The sequence below is a fragment of the Microvirgula aerodenitrificans DSM 15089 genome (assembly GCF_000620105.1).
GTDB lineage: Bacteria > Pseudomonadota > Gammaproteobacteria > Burkholderiales > Aquaspirillaceae > Microvirgula > Microvirgula aerodenitrificans.
Genome location: NZ_JHVK01000005.1, coordinates 14,013 through 30,382, shown reverse-complemented (window position 1 = coordinate 30,382; position 16,370 = coordinate 14,013). Strand labels below are relative to the sequence as shown.

Annotated in this window: 11 protein-coding genes; 6 read left to right on the top strand and 5 right to left on the bottom strand. The window is 65.9% G+C overall.

All coding sequences use genetic code 11. From position 1 onward, the window contains the following. Window positions 1-35 precede the first annotated feature (35 nt). Entirely contained in the window at window positions 36-395 is a 360-nt protein-coding gene (locus Q352_RS0107120; protein ID WP_028498755.1) for a translation initiation factor Sui1, read from the bottom strand. Between the two features lie 131 nt (window positions 396-526). Between Q352_RS0107120 and Q352_RS0107115 the strand changes: the two genes are divergently transcribed. Then, on the top strand, window positions 527-1,441 hold the full coding sequence (locus Q352_RS0107115) for a LysR substrate-binding domain-containing protein (protein ID WP_233495231.1): 915 nt from the start codon (window positions 527-529) through the stop codon (window positions 1,439-1,441). A 153-nt stretch (window positions 1,442-1,594) separates the two neighbouring features. Then, a complete protein-coding gene (gene aspA / locus Q352_RS0107110) occupies window positions 1,595-2,998 on the top strand; it encodes an aspartate ammonia-lyase (protein WP_028498753.1) in 1,404 nt (467 codons plus the stop codon). A 140-nt stretch (window positions 2,999-3,138) separates the two neighbouring features. Here the strand turns inward: aspA and Q352_RS0107105 are convergent, their stop codons facing one another. The 4 genes from Q352_RS0107105 to Q352_RS0107090 form a co-directional block, all read right to left on the bottom strand. Beyond that, the gene (locus Q352_RS0107105; protein ID WP_028498752.1) at window positions 3,139-3,579 is read right to left on the bottom strand and encodes a universal stress protein; all 441 of its coding nucleotides are present in this window, start codon (window positions 3,577-3,579) and stop codon (window positions 3,139-3,141) included. Between the two features lie 35 nt (window positions 3,580-3,614). Continuing rightward, the gene (map, locus tag Q352_RS0107100; protein WP_028498751.1) at window positions 3,615-4,367 is read right to left on the bottom strand and encodes a type I methionyl aminopeptidase; all 753 of its coding nucleotides are present in this window, start codon (window positions 4,365-4,367) and stop codon (window positions 3,615-3,617) included. 111 nt (window positions 4,368-4,478) lie between these two features. Further along, window positions 4,479-4,736: a transposase gene (locus Q352_RS0107095; RefSeq protein WP_028498750.1), complete on the bottom strand. Its 258-nt coding sequence runs from the start codon at window positions 4,734-4,736 to the stop codon at window positions 4,479-4,481. Between the two features lie 19 nt (window positions 4,737-4,755). Next, the gene (locus tag Q352_RS0107090) at window positions 4,756-6,312 is read right to left on the bottom strand and encodes an MFS transporter (RefSeq protein WP_051528746.1); all 1,557 of its coding nucleotides are present in this window, start codon (window positions 6,310-6,312) and stop codon (window positions 4,756-4,758) included. A gap of 125 nt (window positions 6,313-6,437) precedes the next feature. Here Q352_RS0107090 and Q352_RS0107085 point away from each other — a divergent pair, with 125 nt between their 5' ends. The 4 genes from Q352_RS0107085 to Q352_RS0107070 all read left to right on the top strand — a co-directional run bounded on the left by Q352_RS0107085 (window position 6,438) and on the right by Q352_RS0107070 (window position 16,303). Then, on the top strand, window positions 6,438-7,313 hold the full coding sequence (locus tag Q352_RS0107085) for a LysR family transcriptional regulator (RefSeq protein WP_028498748.1): 876 nt from the start codon (window positions 6,438-6,440) through the stop codon (window positions 7,311-7,313). Window positions 7,314-7,369: 56 nt separating this feature from the next. Continuing rightward, window positions 7,370-8,209: a helix-turn-helix transcriptional regulator gene (locus Q352_RS0107080; RefSeq protein ID WP_028498747.1), complete on the top strand. Its 840-nt coding sequence runs from the start codon at window positions 7,370-7,372 to the stop codon at window positions 8,207-8,209. Between the two features lie 69 nt (window positions 8,210-8,278). Then, window positions 8,279-8,620, top strand: coding sequence for an FKBP-type peptidyl-prolyl cis-trans isomerase (locus Q352_RS0107075; protein WP_028498746.1), 342 nt, complete (start codon window positions 8,279-8,281; stop codon window positions 8,618-8,620). Between the two features lie 138 nt (window positions 8,621-8,758). After that, window positions 8,759-16,303, top strand: coding sequence for a glycoside hydrolase family 18 protein (locus Q352_RS0107070; protein ID WP_084299937.1), 7,545 nt, complete (start codon window positions 8,759-8,761; stop codon window positions 16,301-16,303). Window positions 16,304-16,370 lie beyond the last annotated feature (67 nt).

Genomic DNA, 16,370 nt, shown 5'->3' with positions numbered 1-16,370 from the left:
CTGCAACAGCGCATGGCGACTGAACCTGTGCCGGTTCAGCCCCCCGAGCGCTTGACGGTATGGCCCTGCGCGCCCAGCCAGGCGATCACCGTATCGCGATGGTCGCCCTGGATCTCGATGACGCCATCCTTGACCGTGCCGCCGCTGCCGCAGCGGGTCCGCAACTGCTTGCCGAGTGCGGCCAGCGCCACGGCATCGACCGGCACGCCGCGCACCGTGGTGACATCCTTGCCGCGCCGGCCCTTGCTTTCGTGCGCGACGCGCACGATGCCGTCGCCGGCGGCGGGCAGGGCGGCCCGGCACTGGCAGTGGTCGAGCGGCTGGCGGCAGGCAGGGCACATGCTGCCGTGTTCGGTCGAGTAGACCAGGCCCCCCTGGGCGGAACGATGCTTCATCTCGGGGTCGCATTTCTGTCGGGAATGCGCATTATCGCGACAAGTGCGCCGTGCCGCGAGCCCCATGCGCGGCGGTACAATGGCAGTCTGTGCTGACGGCGCCTGCCCGCCCGTCCGGCGAGTCTGGAGCGATGATGGAAACCCGTTGGCTGGAAGATTTTCTGGTGCTGGCCGAAACCGGCAGCTTTACCCACTCGGCGCAGGCGCGCCACCTGACCCAGCCGGCCTTTTCGCGCCGGATCCAGGCACTGGAGAACTGGGTCGGTACCGAACTGATCGACCGGACCTCCTATCCGACCACGCTGACCCCGGCCGGCGTGGTGTTTCGCGAACGCGCAGCCGACATGCTGAACCAGGTGCTGGCGACGCGCGCGCTGCTGCAGGGCATGAAGCCGCTGCCGGAAGACACGCTGTCGTTCTCGGTGCCGCATACGCTGTCGTTTTCGTTCTTCCCGAAATGGCTGACGCAGATGGAAGCGCGCTTCGGCCAGCTGGCCTGCCGGCTGCAGGCCAGCAACGTCCACGACGCGCTGCTGTCGCTGGTCGAAGGCGGCGCTGACCTGCTGCTGTGCTATCACCATCCGAAAAAACCGGTCGAGCTGCCGCCGACGCATTACGCCGGGCTGCGACTGGGCGTTGAGAGTCTGCGCCCGTATGCGCGCTGCGGCCGGGACCGCGAGCCCCGCTTTCGCCTGCCGGGCACCCGCGAGGCGCCGGCGCCACTGCTCGGCTATGCGGCGAATGCGTATTTCCGGCTGATGACCGAGCTGATTCTCGACAATGCGCCCGAGCCGTGCCACCTGACGCTGCGCTATGAAACCGATATGGCCGAAGGGCTGAAGAACATGGCGCTGGAAGGGCATGGCATCGCCTTTCTGCCGCAGAGCGCGGTCACGCGCGAAGTCCGCCATGGCCAGCTGGCGCCGGCCGCCGGCGACGAGTGGGCGGTCGATATGGAGATCCGCGTCTACCGGCGGCTGAAACCGGCCCGGCCGGCCGTCGAGACATTCTGGTTGTTCCTGCAGGATCAGTACGCACCGATCTGACGGCATGCCCCTGTGCCCAGGCGTCATCAAAATCCGCTTTTGTGCAGGTTATGCAAAAAAATCATGACCCGATCGGCATTCGGAATTGGTCAGGATTTGCCGGTCGCGCCTAGAGTGCGCTCCTTCGCATTTCTCCGCCCCGAAAGGCACCCGATGAGTACCCGGATTGAGCATGACCTGATTGGCAACCGTGACGTTCCCGCCGATGCGTACTGGGGTGTGCATACGCTGCGGGCGATCGAGAATTTCCCGATCACCGGGCAGACCATTTCCAGTTATGCGGAACTGATCAATGCGCTGGCACTCATCAAGCAGGCCGCCGCGCTGGCCAACCATGATCTGGGCCTGCTCGACCAGCGCCGCACTGACGCCATCGTCGGCGCCTGCGAGGACATCCGTGCCGGTCGCTGGCACGAGCAGTTCGTCGTCGACGTGATCCAGGGCGGTGCCGGCACCTCGACCAACATGAATGCCAACGAAGTCATCGCCAACCTGGCGCTGGAACGGCTGGGCCATGCCAAGGGCGAATACCAGTACCTGCACCCGAACGAACACGTGAACCTCGGTCAGTCGACCAACGACGTCTACCCGACCGCGCTGCGGCTGGCGACCTGGACCGGCGTGCAACGGCTGGTCGGCGCCATGGCCACCCTGCGCGACGCCTTTGCCGCCAAGGCGGACGAGTTCAAGGACGTGCTGAAGATGGGGCGTACCCAGCTGCAGGACGCCGTGCCGATGACGCTGGGCCAGGAATTCATGACCTATGCGGTCATGCTCGGCGAAGACGAACTGCGTCTGGGTGAAGCCAGCCAGCTGATGCTGGAAATCAACCTCGGCGCGACCGCGATCGGCACCGGCATCAATGCCCACCCGGACTACCCGTCCCGGGTGCGCGAGCACCTGTCGGCGCTGTTCGGCCAGCAACTGATTACCGCCCCGAACCTGATCGAAGCCACCCAGGACTGCGGCGCCTTCGTGCAACTGTCCGGCGTGCTCAAGCGCGTGGCGGTCAAGCTGTCCAAGACCTGCAACGACCTGCGCCTGCTGTCCAGCGGCCCGCGCGCCGGCTTTGGCGAAATCAACCTGCCGGCCCGTCAGGCCGGCTCGTCGATCATGCCGGGCAAGGTCAATCCGGTCATTCCGGAAGTGGTGACCCAGGTCGCCTATGAAGTCATCGGCAACGACATGACCGTGACCATGGCCGCTGAAGCGGGCCAGCTGCAGCTGAACGCGTTCGAGCCGGTCATTGCCTACAGCCTGTTCCGCAGCGTCAGCCACCTCGCCAACGCCTGCGGCACGCTGACCGAGCATTGCGTGAAGGGCATTACCGCCAACCGCGAATTCCTGCGCGCCCAGGTCGAGAACTCGATCGGGCTGGTCACGGCACTGAACCCGTTTATCGGCTATGCGGCCGCCACCGAAGTGGCTGCAGAAGCTCATGCCCATGGCGGTGGCGTGGCCGACATCGTGCTGGCGCGGGGCCTGATGACCCGCGATCAGCTCGATGCCGTGCTGAACCCGGAATCGCTGACCCGCCCGCGGCTGGTGACGCTGTAAGGGCAGCGTATTGCTGTGCAGCCTCCGTACCAGACTGAGTTCAACCGTCTGGTGTACGGAGGTTGCCCATGCCGACCATCATGCAAAAGGCCCGCTCCGTCGTGAAAACGACGGAGCGGGCCTTTCGTTTGCGGGCGCTATTACTCGCTCTTGACCATCAGCACCGGCACCGGGCTGTTGCGCAGCACCATTTCGGCGTCGCTGCCCATCAGCAGCCGGGTCAGGCCGCGGCGGCCGTGGGTGCCCATGACGATCATGTCGGCCGGCCAGGCTTTGGCCTGCTCGACGATCAGGTCGGCCACGCTGTGGGCGGCGGTTTCGGTGATCGCGGTTTCGACCGTGACGCCATGATCGGCGGCGAGCTTGTGCGCGTCGGCGATGATCTGCTGGCCGGCTTCACGCAGTTCGCTGGTCAGATCGGCACCGGCGCCACCGCTCATGGCGGCATAGGCAATCATCGGGTCGATGATGTGGAACAGCTTCAGCGTGGCGCCGAGGCGCGCGGCGAGCGCGATGGCTTCATGCAGGCCATGGGACGAAGCGGGGCTGCCGTCGACGGGGACGAGGATGTGCTTGTACATGCGTTCTCCTTGGTAAGACGAAACGGGTAAAAGGCTCAGCGGGTCAGCAGGTCGACGCCGTCTTCGGTCACGGCGACCATGTGTTCCCACTGCGCGGACAGCGAACGGTCACGGGTCAGCACGGTCCAGCGGTCGGGCAGGACTTCGGTACCGGGCTTGCCCATGTTGATCATCGGTTCGATGGTGAAGGTCATGCCGGGCTTCAGCCGGGTGCCCATGCCGGGCCGGCCGTAGTGCAGGACCTGAGGATCTTCATGGTAGACGCGGCCAATGCCGTGTCCGCAATATTCACGCACCACCGAAAAACCGGCGGCTTCGGCGTGGCGCTGGATGGCGTGACCGATATCGCCGAGCGTGGCGCCGGGGCGGACCGCTTCGATGCCGAGCATCATCGCCTCGTGGGTCACGTCGATCAGTTTGCGGGCCTGCGGGTCGATCGTGCCGACGCTGTACATGCGACTGGTGTCGCCATGCCAGCCGTCCTTGATCAGCGCCACGTCGATATTGAGGATGTCGCCGTCCTTGAGGATCGTCTGCGCGTCCGGGATGCCGTGGCAGACGACTTCATTCAGCGAAATGCACACGGTCTTCGGATAGCCGTGATAGCCGACATTGGCGGCAATGCACTTTTGCGTGTTGACGATATAGTCGTTGCACAGGCGATCGAGCTCGTTGGTGCTGATGCCGGGGCGGACATGCTCGCCGATCATGTCCAGCACGTCGGAGGCGAGCTGGGCGGCAATGCGCAGGGATTCGATTTCCTGCCGGGTTTTAATCTGGATAGCCAATTGTGTTCATTCTCCATACAGAATCCCCGATAGTGTCGCGCAGACGGGGGGTATAGAGAAGCGAAAAATGCCCGCCGCGTAACGGGCTGCGGCGGGTCTCCACTTGTGGCGTCAACGTGAGCCTGGCCTCTGGCGAAGGCTGGCGAGTTCCCGCTCCTGCGCCGACAGCCGCTGGCGCAGCAGCCGGTTCTCGCGCGACAGCTGGTCGGGCGAGGCGGGCGGCACGGCCGCGCCGAACTTGCGGCGCCAGTTGTAGAACGTGGTGTCGCTGATATGGTATTTCCGGCACAGGACAGCGGCCTGGGCGCCGTTGGCCGCCTCGCGCAGGATGGCCAGAATCTGCATGTCGCTGAAACGCGGCTTGTTCATGGCGGTGTTCCTCTCCGGATTACGGGCCGACCCAGTCGGCGGCCGGGCGCGGTCTGCGCGCCGACTGCCTGGACAGCGGCTGCTCGCGCATCAGCAGATGCACGGCCAGTGCCGACAGCAGTGCCACGACGGCCGCCGCGCCGAGCAGACTGGCGAAACCGTGGGCAAAACTGTCACGGGCCAGCGCCAGCGCGCTGTCGCGCAGGGCTGGCGGCAGTGCCAGCGCCGCCTGCAGCGCATCGCCGGACAGCACGCGCTGGACGAAATCCGCATCGGCCGGTGCCGTCCCGCTGTCGAGCATGGCCCGGGTCCGGGTAGCAAGAACCCCGCCAAGCCCGCCGACCGCCAGCACGATGCCGGTGAAACGGGTGGTGGTGCTGATGCCGGATGCCATGCCGGTGCGGGTACGCGGCACGCAGGCCATGATGTTCTTCTGGGTATCGCCATTGAGCAGACCCGCCCCGGCGCCGGTCACCAGCATGCCCAGCGCCACCCAGCCGTAGTACAGCGTCGGTGCGGCCAGTGCGGTGAGCGCATTGCCGATGCCGACCAGCACCAGGCCGAGCACCAGCACGCCATGCATCGGCAGATGACGGCCGAGCCACGGGCCGATGCGCGGCCAGATCACCATCGAGATGGCGAACGGCAGCATGGCCAGACCGGCGCCGACCGAGGTATGGCCGAACGCGTTCTGCATGTAGAGCGGCAGGAAGGTCATCATCACCTGTGCCGACGTTGCATAGCCGAACATGGCCAGCACCGCACCGATAAAGCGCGGGCTGCGGAACAGCGCCAGATCGACCATCGGCCGCTGCTGGCGCAGCTCGACCACGATGAACAGCATCAGCAGCAGCACGCCGGCCCCGGCGCGGCCGAGGGTGGCGGTGCTGGTCCAGCCGGCCTCGCTGCCGCCAATCAGCGCCCAGATCACGCCGAACAGGCCGGCGCTGAAGCACAGGCTGCCGAGCGGGTCGAGCCGGGCTGCCTGCGGATCGCGCGACTCGTCGATACAGCGCCAGACCAGGGTCAGCAGCAGCAGGCCGATCGGCAGGTTCAGATAGAAAATCCAGCGCCAGCCGAGCCAGGCGGTGACGATGCCGCCGAATACCGGGGCGATGGTCATGGCCAGCCCCATGCAGCCACCCCAGAACGACCATGCGCGCATCCGCTCGCGCTCCTCGTGGAAGGTGTGGCCGATGACCGCCAGCGCCGAGGTCAGCAGCAGGGCCGAGCCGACGCCCTTGATCGCGCGGGCGATGTTCATCGCCGTGGTGGTTTCCGCCGCACCGCAGGCCAGCGACGCCAGAATGAAACCGACCAGGCCGACCAGCATGGTGCGCCGCCGCCCCCAGCGGTCGGCAATGCTGCCGGCCGGCAGCAGGCAGGCGGCAAAGGCCAGCATATAGGCGCTGACCACCCATTCGAGATCGGCGAAGCCGGCATTCAGCGAACGGGCGATGGCCGGCAGCGACACTGCGACGATATTGGTGTCGAGCACGATCAGGCTGCACACCGCCGAGGCGGTCATCAGCACCCAGACCGGGCGCCGTTGCGGGAGAAAATCGGAAAGCGACATGGCGGACTACCGGAAATGAAGTAACGCAGCCGCCATGGTAGGCAACACTGAATTAGCCGTCATTGCGGTAATCTGGCAAATTAATTGCCTGCAGGCTAATTGTTGGCGGAAGAGGCCGTCGCGACATGGAACTCAGACAGTATCGCTACTTCATTGCCGTGGCCGAGCAGCTGCACTTTGCGCGTGCGGCCGAGCTGCTCGGTATCACCCCGCCGTCACTGACCCGGCAGATCCAGGACATGGAGCGCGAACTCGGCGTCAGCCTGTTCCACCGCACCAAGCGCAGCGTGGCGCTGAGCGCCGCCGGCGAGGTGCTGCTGACCGAGGCCAGACTGGCGCTGCTGCAGTGCGACCGCGCCGAGGAGCGGGTGCGTCGTGCCGGGCGCGGCGAGAGCGGGCGCATCGAGATCGGTTATGTGGCATCGGCGGCCTATTGCAGCGTGCTGCAGACCTATCTGGCCCGCTTCCGCCTCGATATGCCGGGGGTCGAGTTGCGCCTGCACGAGCTGTCGATGGAGCGCATCCCGACCATGCTGGACGATGGCGGACTGGATCTGGCCTTTGTCCGTCCGCCGCTGGATTTCCCGGACGGCATCGACACTGTCACCGTGCATCGTGATCACTTTGTCGTCGTACTGCCGGATGCGCACCCGCTGGCGAAACTGGCGTCGATTCCGGCGGCGCGGCTGCGCCACGACACGTTCATCCTGCCGGAGCAGGACTATGGCACCCACGAAGTGTCGCGGCGCGGCGACTTCATGCCCCGGCTCGGGCCGCGTGCCGGCGGGCTGGTGGCGGTGGTGACCCAGGTGTCGCTCGGGGTCGGGGTGGCCATCGTGCCGCGGGTGCTGGCCGAGTGCCTGCGCATGCCGAAAGTGGTCTATCGCGAACTGAATGGCGAACCGATTCCGTCCGAACTGGCGCTGGCCTATCGCCGGCACGAAAAGGCACCGGCGGCCATGGCGCTGATCCGGCATATCCGCCGCTCCGTCCATCAATAAAGCATTTTAGACTAAACTGATATACTGCCGTGATGGAGGAACAGTCTGGGCGGACCATGCATTACACGTACTGCAATACCCTGGATTTTGTGCTGTTCGACAAGAAACCGGCGGTGACGGAAACCGCCGCACACTTTCATCCGTATGGCCAGCTGGTGCTGCCGTTTGGTGACGACGTTGTGGTGCGTATCGGTGAAGGCGACGCCCACCCGCTGCCGGCCGGCAGCGTGCTGTTCCTGTCGCCGTTCGTCCGTCACCATGTCTGGCTGGAACGCCCGGGGGGGCACTGGGACTCGCTGTCGGTCAACCTGGCCCGGCTGGGCGACGATTTCTTTTCCATGCCGTATACCCGGCCGATCCGGCAGTTCTATCAGGACGGTTTCTATGGCGTGCTGTTCGAGGGCGAAGCAGCGCGCCATTGCCGGGCCGAATTCGCCACGCTGGACAATGTGTTCCATATGGCACACCTGCTGACGGCGCTGCGGATCATGAGCGGGCTGGCGCTGGCGCCGGCGCGGCGGCGCCTGTCGGTCGACATTGCCCAGCCACCGGACCGGCGCGAGATCGAGCTGTGCCAGACCATTGCCGAACATATCCGCAACGGGCTCGGCGGCGAGCTCGACATCGACAGCACGGCGGCCATGGTCCACATGTCACCGTCCAATTTCTGCCGCTTCTTCAAGCGCTATTTCGGCCAGCCGTTCTACGCCTACGTGCTGGGCAAGCGCTTCGAGGCCGCCTGCTATCTGCTCGACTCGTCACCGCGCTCGATCCAGGACATTGCCGACCGGCTCGGCTTCCATTCTGCATCGCATTTTGCCATGACCTTCAAGCGCCGCCAGGGGCTGACGCCGGGGCAATACCGGCGCAAACAGGGTGTGGCGCGGGCCTGCTGAGCGGCCGGGGCTTGCCAGACGGCGGTATTCCTGAGAAAACGCCCGGCACTTCTTTACCGGGCACACGCCATGATCACCGAACTGCATATTGAAGACATCCTGACCGGCGAGGGCAAGGCCGTCGTCAAGGGTGCCCTGATTACTGCCGAGTACGACGGCTTTCTGGAAGACGGGACCCTATTCGACTCGTCGCGGGCGCGCGGCAAGCCGTTCCAGTGCGTGATCGGCAGTGGGCGGGTGATCAGGGGCTGGGACCTGGGACTGATCGGGATGAAGGTCGGCGGCCGGCGCCGGCTGCATGTGCCCGCCCATCTCGCTTATGGCGAGCGGCAGATCGGCGCCCATATCAAGCCGAACTCGGACCTGATCTTCGATATCGAGCTGCTGGAAGTGCTGACGCGGGACGACTGAAGCCCGTTCCACGGTGTCTGCCACCCGTGACATGGATGGCAGGGCATGCTGCGGCCACAAACAATGCTATTGTTCTGAGATTCTGTGAGTTTTGATGCGTTTAATATACCGCGGGGCGGGAAGAACAAGGGGTGGACCATGGCTGACAGCAGTGCAAGCGGATTGCAGTTCCTGTTCGAGAAGAGCAAGGGCGTCGACAACATCCACATTTACAACCAGAGCAAGGACCCCCTCAAGATCAGTCGGGTCGAGGTGGAGACCAATGTCTTTGTGGGCGACGGTCATGACGGGGAGCGGAATCTCACGAACGAGACACGCGACCGGTTTTATCTGGCCGCAGGTGTCGAGCCCAGCAACGAGCAGAAAATCGCCTTCTTCGGCGAACAGGTGCAGGTACACGGGCTGAACAAGGCGCTCAACATGTTCTTCACGCCGTGGGGCTCGCTGTACTACGGGCCGCAGGAGTTGACGGTGTCTCGAAAGGAGAACGCCGAGCGCTACGTGTTCACGCTGTCCTATGCCAAACCGGTCACCATCGGGCCGTACGAACGGCTGACCCTGTCCTATTCCAACTCCTTCCACGGCCTGCCGATCCGTTCGCCGATCCGCGGCGTGCAATACCTGCCCCGGGTGTCGGTGAAACTGGATCAGGGGCCGCAGTACCGGGACACCCGGCAGCAAGTGGACGCGCTGGCCCGGCCCGGCACCAGCCCGACGGGGGCCAAGGTGCTGGAGCTGGCAGCGATGATCCTGAATGCCGAAACCGGACAGCGGGTACTCGACACGCGCATGGCCAACAAGGCCAGATCCGCGGATCTGACCCGCCGGCTGGTCGGTTATTACGCCAACTACTTCATGTACAAGCGCAATTACTTTGTCACCGATATCCCGGTTGACCTGGTGAACTGCATTTCCTACGGCATGATGGGGCTGGAACTCGACGGCAGTCTGAGCAGCAGCGACGAATGGGCCGACAACTGGCAAGTGGCGGCGCTGCAATACATGAAGCAGTTGAATCCTGCCCTGAGAGTCTCGCTGATCGTCGGCGGCTGGCCGAAAAGCCCGATGCTGCATTTCCGCACCGTGGCCGGGCCGGCGGATTTTCCCGCCACGGCGCAGAACGCCGATGACTTCTGGATCTATCACGTCAGCGGCAAGCAGCAATGGCGCATCTTTTATGGCACCGGCACGCCGTTGTCGATCGATGGCGCTCCCGCACCCTATGGCTCCAGCAGCAGTGACCCCGGCGGGGTATTCGATCCCGACGCGCCGCGGCGGGCGCTGTTCGCGCTGCTGTCCGGGCCTGGCGCCTCTTACGACAATTGCGATGTCAGCGCCGACGGGGAGACCCTGCTGGCCATCCTCGAACAACTGGCCACGGCCTTCCATGCCAGTGAGGCGGTGGCGCCATTCTCGGCCTTGCTGCGACTGATCTCCCGCGATCCCGTCCGCCGCCAGCGCTTTGCGCAATCGGCTGCCAGCGCGATCCGGACCCTGGGCTTCGACGGACTGGAAATCGACTGGGAATACCCGGACGCCGGTGATGGCGACGGTTATGTGCAGCTGCTGCAGGCAACCCGGCAGGCGATAGGCGAGGCCGAACTGGCGATAGCGGCCCCGGCCGCCCCCTCCCGGGTCGATGCGCTGGGCACCGAACAGTGGCGTGCCATCGGCCAGCTGGTCGACCACGTCAATGTGATGAGTTACGACTATTACGGCAGCTGGTCCGACTATTCCTGGTTCAACGCCCCGATGAAGATCCCGGCCGACAAGCAGGCGGCGCGGGATCTGGACCCGACTTTCTGCGTGACCGCCACACTGGACAAGTTCCTGCAACTGGTGGCGCAGAACTGCCTGACCCGCCGCCAGCTGGCGCTGGGGCTGGCCGCCTATGGTCGCGTGGTCGCGGTGGACGGTGCCGACGACCACAACCGGGGGCTGATTTGCGCCATCAACAAGAAGCCGGTGCTGGCGGCAGGGGACGCCTCGCTGGACGAGCCGCCGCTGTACCGGGATATCGTGGCGGCCAAAGCGGCAGGCGGCTATCTGCCGGCAAAGGAGGATCATTCACCCTCGGCCGGCTGGCCGGGGCTGGTCTTTGTCGATGCGCTGGAGGGCGAGGCCCGCGCGCCCTATGCCTATCGCAGCAGCAGCCAGGGACGAACCGGGCTGTCGCTGACCTATGACGACCCGCGTTCGCTGCGCGAGAAAGTGCGTTATGCCCTGGCCGAACAACTGGGCGGAGTGATGGTATGGGACCTGTCCGGCGACGTGGCCGCCGACCAGCCGGCGTCCCTGCTGGCCGCCGTGGCGGATGAACTGCGGCAAAGCCATCCGGCCAGCCAGTTCCACTTCACCCGGCAGACGCCGACGGGACCGTGGATCGACGCAGCGAAGCTGGGTGAAGCGCTGCCGCCCTGGCCGCTCAAAAGCCAGGTGCAGGACTATGGTGCTGCGCCACGCCGCCACCTGCAGGTTCTCGGTGGCCCGGCCATTGCCGTGATGGCGGCGCTGCCGGTCGGCGCGCTGGCACTGAGTGGCCCGGGCGCGCCGATCAGCATGCTGCAACCGCTGGGCCCGGGCGATTTTTCCACCGCTCGCAGCGTCGGCTACCAGGGCGACGTGGCGGCGCTGCTGCCGCTGCGCGACGGGCGTGTGCTGGTGCGCTATGCCGATGGCCGCCTGCAGAGTCTGTGCTTTGAAGACGAGGTCTGCCGTGTCGATCAGGAACTGGGCCGGCAGGTCTCCGCAATGGTCGAGGCCGGGCCGGGCTGCGTGTTTGCCGTGCAGGGACAGACCCTGCTGCAGTGGCGCAGTGTCGACGATGGTCCCTTTGTGTCGCAGGCACCGGTGGCCCTGCCTGCCGCCGGGGTCGCGCTGGGCGTGCTGGCAGGAGGGCAGCCGCTAGTGGTTACCGGTCAGGGCGCGGTGCTGGTGCTGGACGGGCAGGGCGAGCACGCCAGCCTGAAGACACTGGCCGGCAGTGTCCGTGTGCCGACGGGACTGCTGCTGCTGAATGACGGGCGCCTGCTGGCCTTCGGCGCCGGCAGCCAGCTTGCGCTGTGGGACGTCCAGCGTGATGCACAGCAGCAGCTTGCCGGTTTGCAGGTCAGGGCGCTGCGTATCGACGAGGCCCGGCCCTGGATCACCGCGGCCGCGCTGCCCAACGGGGCGTTTGCCACGCTGGCGGCGGACCGGTTGCTGCTGTGGAGCCCCAGCGGGGCCAGCGGCATGGAACAGGGTTTTGAGGTCCAGCAGCAGATCGTGCTGGATCAGGCCAGCGGCATGACCGTGACCAGCGACGGTGCGCTCGTGCTGGCACAGGGCAGCAATCTGCTGCGGCTGGATTTCCCGTGCTGGCCCCGGGTCACGCTGCAGCAGAGCACGCCGTGGTCGGGCATGGATGCCGACGGCCGGACCTGCGTGCACTGGATGGCACGTACCGGCCATGCCGACAATCTGCGCAGCGCGCTGGCGGCCGGCACGCCGCCGGGCCTGCAGACCGCCCCCGGCCGGCCGACGCTGCTGGCCGAGGCGCTGAATGCGGCACTGCCCGACCATGTCGGTGCATTGCTGGCAGCGGGGGCGCCGGTGTGGCAGCCGTCGTATGCCGGGCAGCATGGCGATCCGCTGGACGAGCTGCTGATGGCCAGATTGCTGCCGGCCAGCCTGCGCAAGGCCATCCCAGGCAGCATGGTCACGCCGGTGCTGAAACCGGATGTCCGGACCGCACAACTGCCCGATCCGATGCGGGCTTTCCTGCGCGCCAATCCGACCCTGACGGTACGGATGGCGAACAGCCTGATGATGCTGGAACCGGCGCTGGCCAGCCTGCTGCAGGACTTGCTGTCGGTGTTCACCTTCGACAGCGACGCGATGGCGACGCTGCAAGCGAGCGAGCCGGGACGTGCAGTGCTTCCGGCACTGCAGACCCTGGCCGGCAAAACCTTCGCCGACCAGGCGGCACTGCAGTCGGCGGTACAGGCCGCGCTGGGCGACATCCCTCTCGATGACGCCGGCCGCAACACCCTGGTCAGTGCGGTGCGCCGTGTCGACCCCGGCCTGCAGGGGCAGGCGAATTACGATCTGTCGGTGTATCAGCTTGGCTGCGACACCCTGGTGCAATTCCTCGACCTGACCCTGCAGCAAGCGCTGCCTGCGCTGCAGAAGCAACTGCTGCTCGACCGCTTCGCCGAGCTGGCGCTGCCGCAGGAGGGCAATCTGCTGGCAGTCAAACCCGGGCTGGGGCTGGCCGACCTGCCGCAGATTACGCGCGATTTCCTCACGCTGTACCCTGCCGCCGGACGGGTCATGGCGCAATTGCTGGCCAGGTGGTCGTTCGAGCTGGAACGGCTGGTCAGCGACTTTGTGCAGCAACTGCCGGACAGCCACAACGACGCCAGCGAGGCGAGAGTCAGTGCCGATGCCTGGGGGCGCGCGCATCAGGCCGTACGCAGCCTGCTGGTGGCGACGGTGCGGCCCGGGCTCTCCCACCAGCAGGCCGCCGATTTTCTGAACCGGAACAGCGTGCAGCCCTGGGCGGCGGCTGTCGATCCGTTCGGTCAGCCGCAGGGCTGGGCCAACTGGGCGTTCGATCCGCCCATCGGCACCGTGCCGGCGGCAGCGCAGCAGGATGGCGGAACGACGGGTGGCGCATCGTCGTCGGCCGCTTCGTCTGCACGGGGGAGCGGCGGCAGCCTGCAGCCGTCGACCCCGCCGGACCCGGCACAGGAGGCGCGCGACACGATCGATTACATCAAGCGCGCCAATCAGTCGATCGACCAGATGCGGGAGAAGAACCGCCGGGCGACCGAAAAATTCGATTACAAGCGCGAGCGCAACCGCGAGGCGGTCGAGCGCCTGAACCCGCTGACCGGGCAGATCACCGAGACCCAGAGCAAGCTCGATCAGGTGAAAAAGGCGGTGCAGGATACCCAGCACCGCCTCGATACCGATCTGCACTACGATCCCAACAATTCGGTATCGGTTCGCCTGGCGTTCGACAAGGTCTACGACGGCAGCAGCATGGGGACAGGCGATGACCTGACCGAGCCGCAGAAGCTCGCTTACCTGAACCGGAAGCGCGCCGAGGCGCAGGGCACGGTCGAGGCCGGCAATGCCACCATCGACACCCAGCGCAAGGCACTGAAGGGCCTGATCGACAAGCGCACGACCGAGGTGGACGACGATCCGTCGGTCCGGATATGGAATGAGCGTCGCGCCGCCCTGCGGCAGTGGAACGACCGCATCGACACCATGCGCAGCGTGGTGGCCGGCATGCAGGGCTTGTCGTCATTCACGCGCAAGATCGTCGGTCACTTCATGAGCGACGGCGACAGCAAGGATGCCTTCAACCAGGCGATGGACTGGGTCGACAAGGGGCTCGCCACCGTTGCTGCCGTGGTGGAGGTGGCCCAGGCCGTCAACACCGCCATGCAGATGATGAAAACCAGCACCATGGGCGGGGTGTTCGGCCTGATCGGCGCGGCTGCCAGCCTGTTCGGTCTGGTGTCGAACATCTTCTTCCCGCAGCCCGACCCGTATCTGGAAGCGGCCAAGGCGATCTCGAAGCAGATCACCCAGGTATACGAGGTGATGAACAAGCGCTTCGACCAGATCATGGACCAGATGCAGAGCCTGAACTGGCAGATGTCGGCACTGAGCGTCCAGATGGACGAGCGCTTCGACGCGGTGCAGCGCCAGATCGACGATGTCGCCGCGCAAATGACCCGGAGCCTGGAGCAGCTGAGCAGCGCCATTGCCAGCGGCTTCCGTACCACGCGGGTCGAACTGCGCGCCGCGACCCAGCAGACGCTGGCCAGCATCGTCTGGAGCCATGACGATCTGGCGCAGCGCATTGACCTGGCCAATCAGGGGTTGCGCGCCAACCTGGCCAGCCTGCAGGCGATGATGTCGGTGGAAATGCTGAACGATCTGCGCCTGGTGGACATCGTCGTCAGCAATGCCGAAAACGAGCAGATCAACCCCCGCAGCGGGCTGGTCCCGTTGCAGAAAGATCCGGTCCGGCTGCAGGACTTGCGGGACCGGCTGGACAACGGCATCCGCCACAAGCTGCTGGCCGGTGGCGAAGACCGGCCGCTGGCGGATCTGTGCTTCAGCGGCTTCGGTCCGGGCTCGGTCATGGCGGCGGTGACCGACGCCGCCACCAACCGCTTCTCCGAGTGCTATGCGTACTACTACTCGAAGAAAAAGGCGGACTCCTATGACCGTTCGAGCAAGGTCTGGGGCTCGACCGCGCTGGCCCTGCCACTGGCCCGGCGCTATCTGCTGCTGCAATCATGGTATGGGACCAGTCTTGACAGCCCGCTGAGCCTGCTGCGCAGCGTGCAGGAGCTGGTCGAGGCACCCGCTGCCAAATCGCGGCAGTTCCTGTGCGATCTGCGCGATAGCGCATTCTTTGGTGTGCTGATCGACCAGCAACTGGATGCTGCGCTGGCATTGCAGCAGGCCAGCCTGAACGTAGTGGTGCGCGAGTACGGCCAGACGTTCAACTTCCCGACCTCGCAGCTCACCAATCCGGCCTTCATGATACCGGCCATGTTCGACCGCTATCCGGACCTGAACCTGCTGCACCTTGCCAGTGAAACGGTGGAGACCGATCTGGCCGCACGGCTGGAGCAGGATCTGGCCGATTTCCACGCCTTCTTCAGCGCGCCGGCCGGCAGCTGGCGGCAAAGCAAGATCGAATGCACGCTGACACTGGGGCATGCACTGGGTGTCGGCAAGCTGCTGATTCACGGTGACGAACAGCAGCGCACGCTGTACCTGGACGTCGATGGCACGGTCACCCCTGTCGCCAGCCTGAGCCTGCAGGACGGGCGGCTGATTGGCGCCGCCCTGCTGCAAAGCGGGAACGACAACTTCGTCGCCCTCGCGCATTCGGCCTGGGAGATCCAGCAGCGCTGGATCGGCTACTACAACCGGCGCATCCCGATCGACTGCCAGCAGGAAATGCTGGCGCTGGACCAGAGCCTGTCGCGGCTGGCCCTGTTCCTGGGACTGGCCGGGGTCGATCCCGACGAAATGGCACGCCTGCTGGGCATGCTGTGGGACAGCGAGCAGGTCAATGCTTATCTGGTCGCGCAGGCGATGCAGGAGAGGGGCGCCCAGGTCGAGCTGTCGCCGCCGTTCGGCATGCTGGCCTCCTATTCCACCCGCGTCGCCGCCGATGCCCAGAAGCTGGTCGGCCAGCTGGTGGACGCCGCTGCCGCACGGCCGCGGCCGGCCAGTGACGAACTGCCGTCGCTGCGGGACCGCCTGCTGCTCGACCTGGATCAGTTGATGACCCAGTCGGCCAGCGTGCGCGTCCAGCTGGCCGGGGTCGATCTGAGTGCAGGATGGAACCCGGACGTGGCCGACGACGGCATCACGATCCTGAGCGCCACGGAACTGGCAGGACAGGGGCGGACATTCCCGCTGGCCAGGGATATCGGCCTGCCGCCGCGGGGCGTGCTGACGCTGACCGGCAGCGGGGCGTTTGCGCTGACCCTGACGGACGACCAGGGACAGCAGTTGCAGCTGCCTGTGGATCTGGATCGGGAAAATCCGACCCGGATCGAGGCCGTCGCGCCGCAACTGGATGGCAGCCTGAGCAGCCTGACCTTCCAGGCGGCGACCCCGCCGCTCGATGTGGTGCTGGAAGGCGTGTGGCTGAAGGGATAAGGCCAGGGCGGCCGGGCAGCGGGTTCGCTGCCCGGCGCGGTCTTTTTGCTTGCCTGACTGTGTCCGG

What these genes read in the sequence shown, in the direction of transcription:
- Q352_RS0107080 (WP_028498747.1), top strand. Translation starts at nt 7,370, where the DNA reads ATGCATTACACGTACTGCAATACCCTGGATTTTGTGCTGTTCGACAAG.
- Q352_RS0107070 (WP_084299937.1), top strand. Translation starts at nt 8,759, where the DNA reads ATGGCTGACAGCAGTGCAAGCGGATTGCAGTTCCTGTTCGAGAAGAGC.
- Q352_RS0107105 (WP_028498752.1), bottom strand. Translation starts at nt 3,579, where the DNA reads ATGTACAAGCACATCCTCGTCCCCGTCGACGGCAGCCCCGCTTCGTCC.
- Q352_RS0107090 (WP_051528746.1), bottom strand. Translation starts at nt 6,312, where the DNA reads ATGTCGCTTTCCGATTTTCTCCCGCAACGGCGCCCGGTCTGGGTGCTG.
- Q352_RS0107095 (WP_028498750.1), bottom strand. Translation starts at nt 4,736, where the DNA reads ATGAACAAGCCGCGTTTCAGCGACATGCAGATTCTGGCCATCCTGCGC.
- Q352_RS0107075 (WP_028498746.1), top strand. Translation starts at nt 8,279, where the DNA reads ATGATCACCGAACTGCATATTGAAGACATCCTGACCGGCGAGGGCAAG.
- aspA (WP_028498753.1), top strand. Translation starts at nt 1,595, where the DNA reads ATGAGTACCCGGATTGAGCATGACCTGATTGGCAACCGTGACGTTCCC.
- Q352_RS0107120 (WP_028498755.1), bottom strand. Translation starts at nt 395, where the DNA reads ATGAAGCATCGTTCCGCCCAGGGGGGCCTGGTCTACTCGACCGAACAC.
- Q352_RS0107085 (WP_028498748.1), top strand. Translation starts at nt 6,438, where the DNA reads ATGGAACTCAGACAGTATCGCTACTTCATTGCCGTGGCCGAGCAGCTG.
- Q352_RS0107115 (WP_233495231.1), top strand. Translation starts at nt 527, where the DNA reads ATGATGGAAACCCGTTGGCTGGAAGATTTTCTGGTGCTGGCCGAAACC.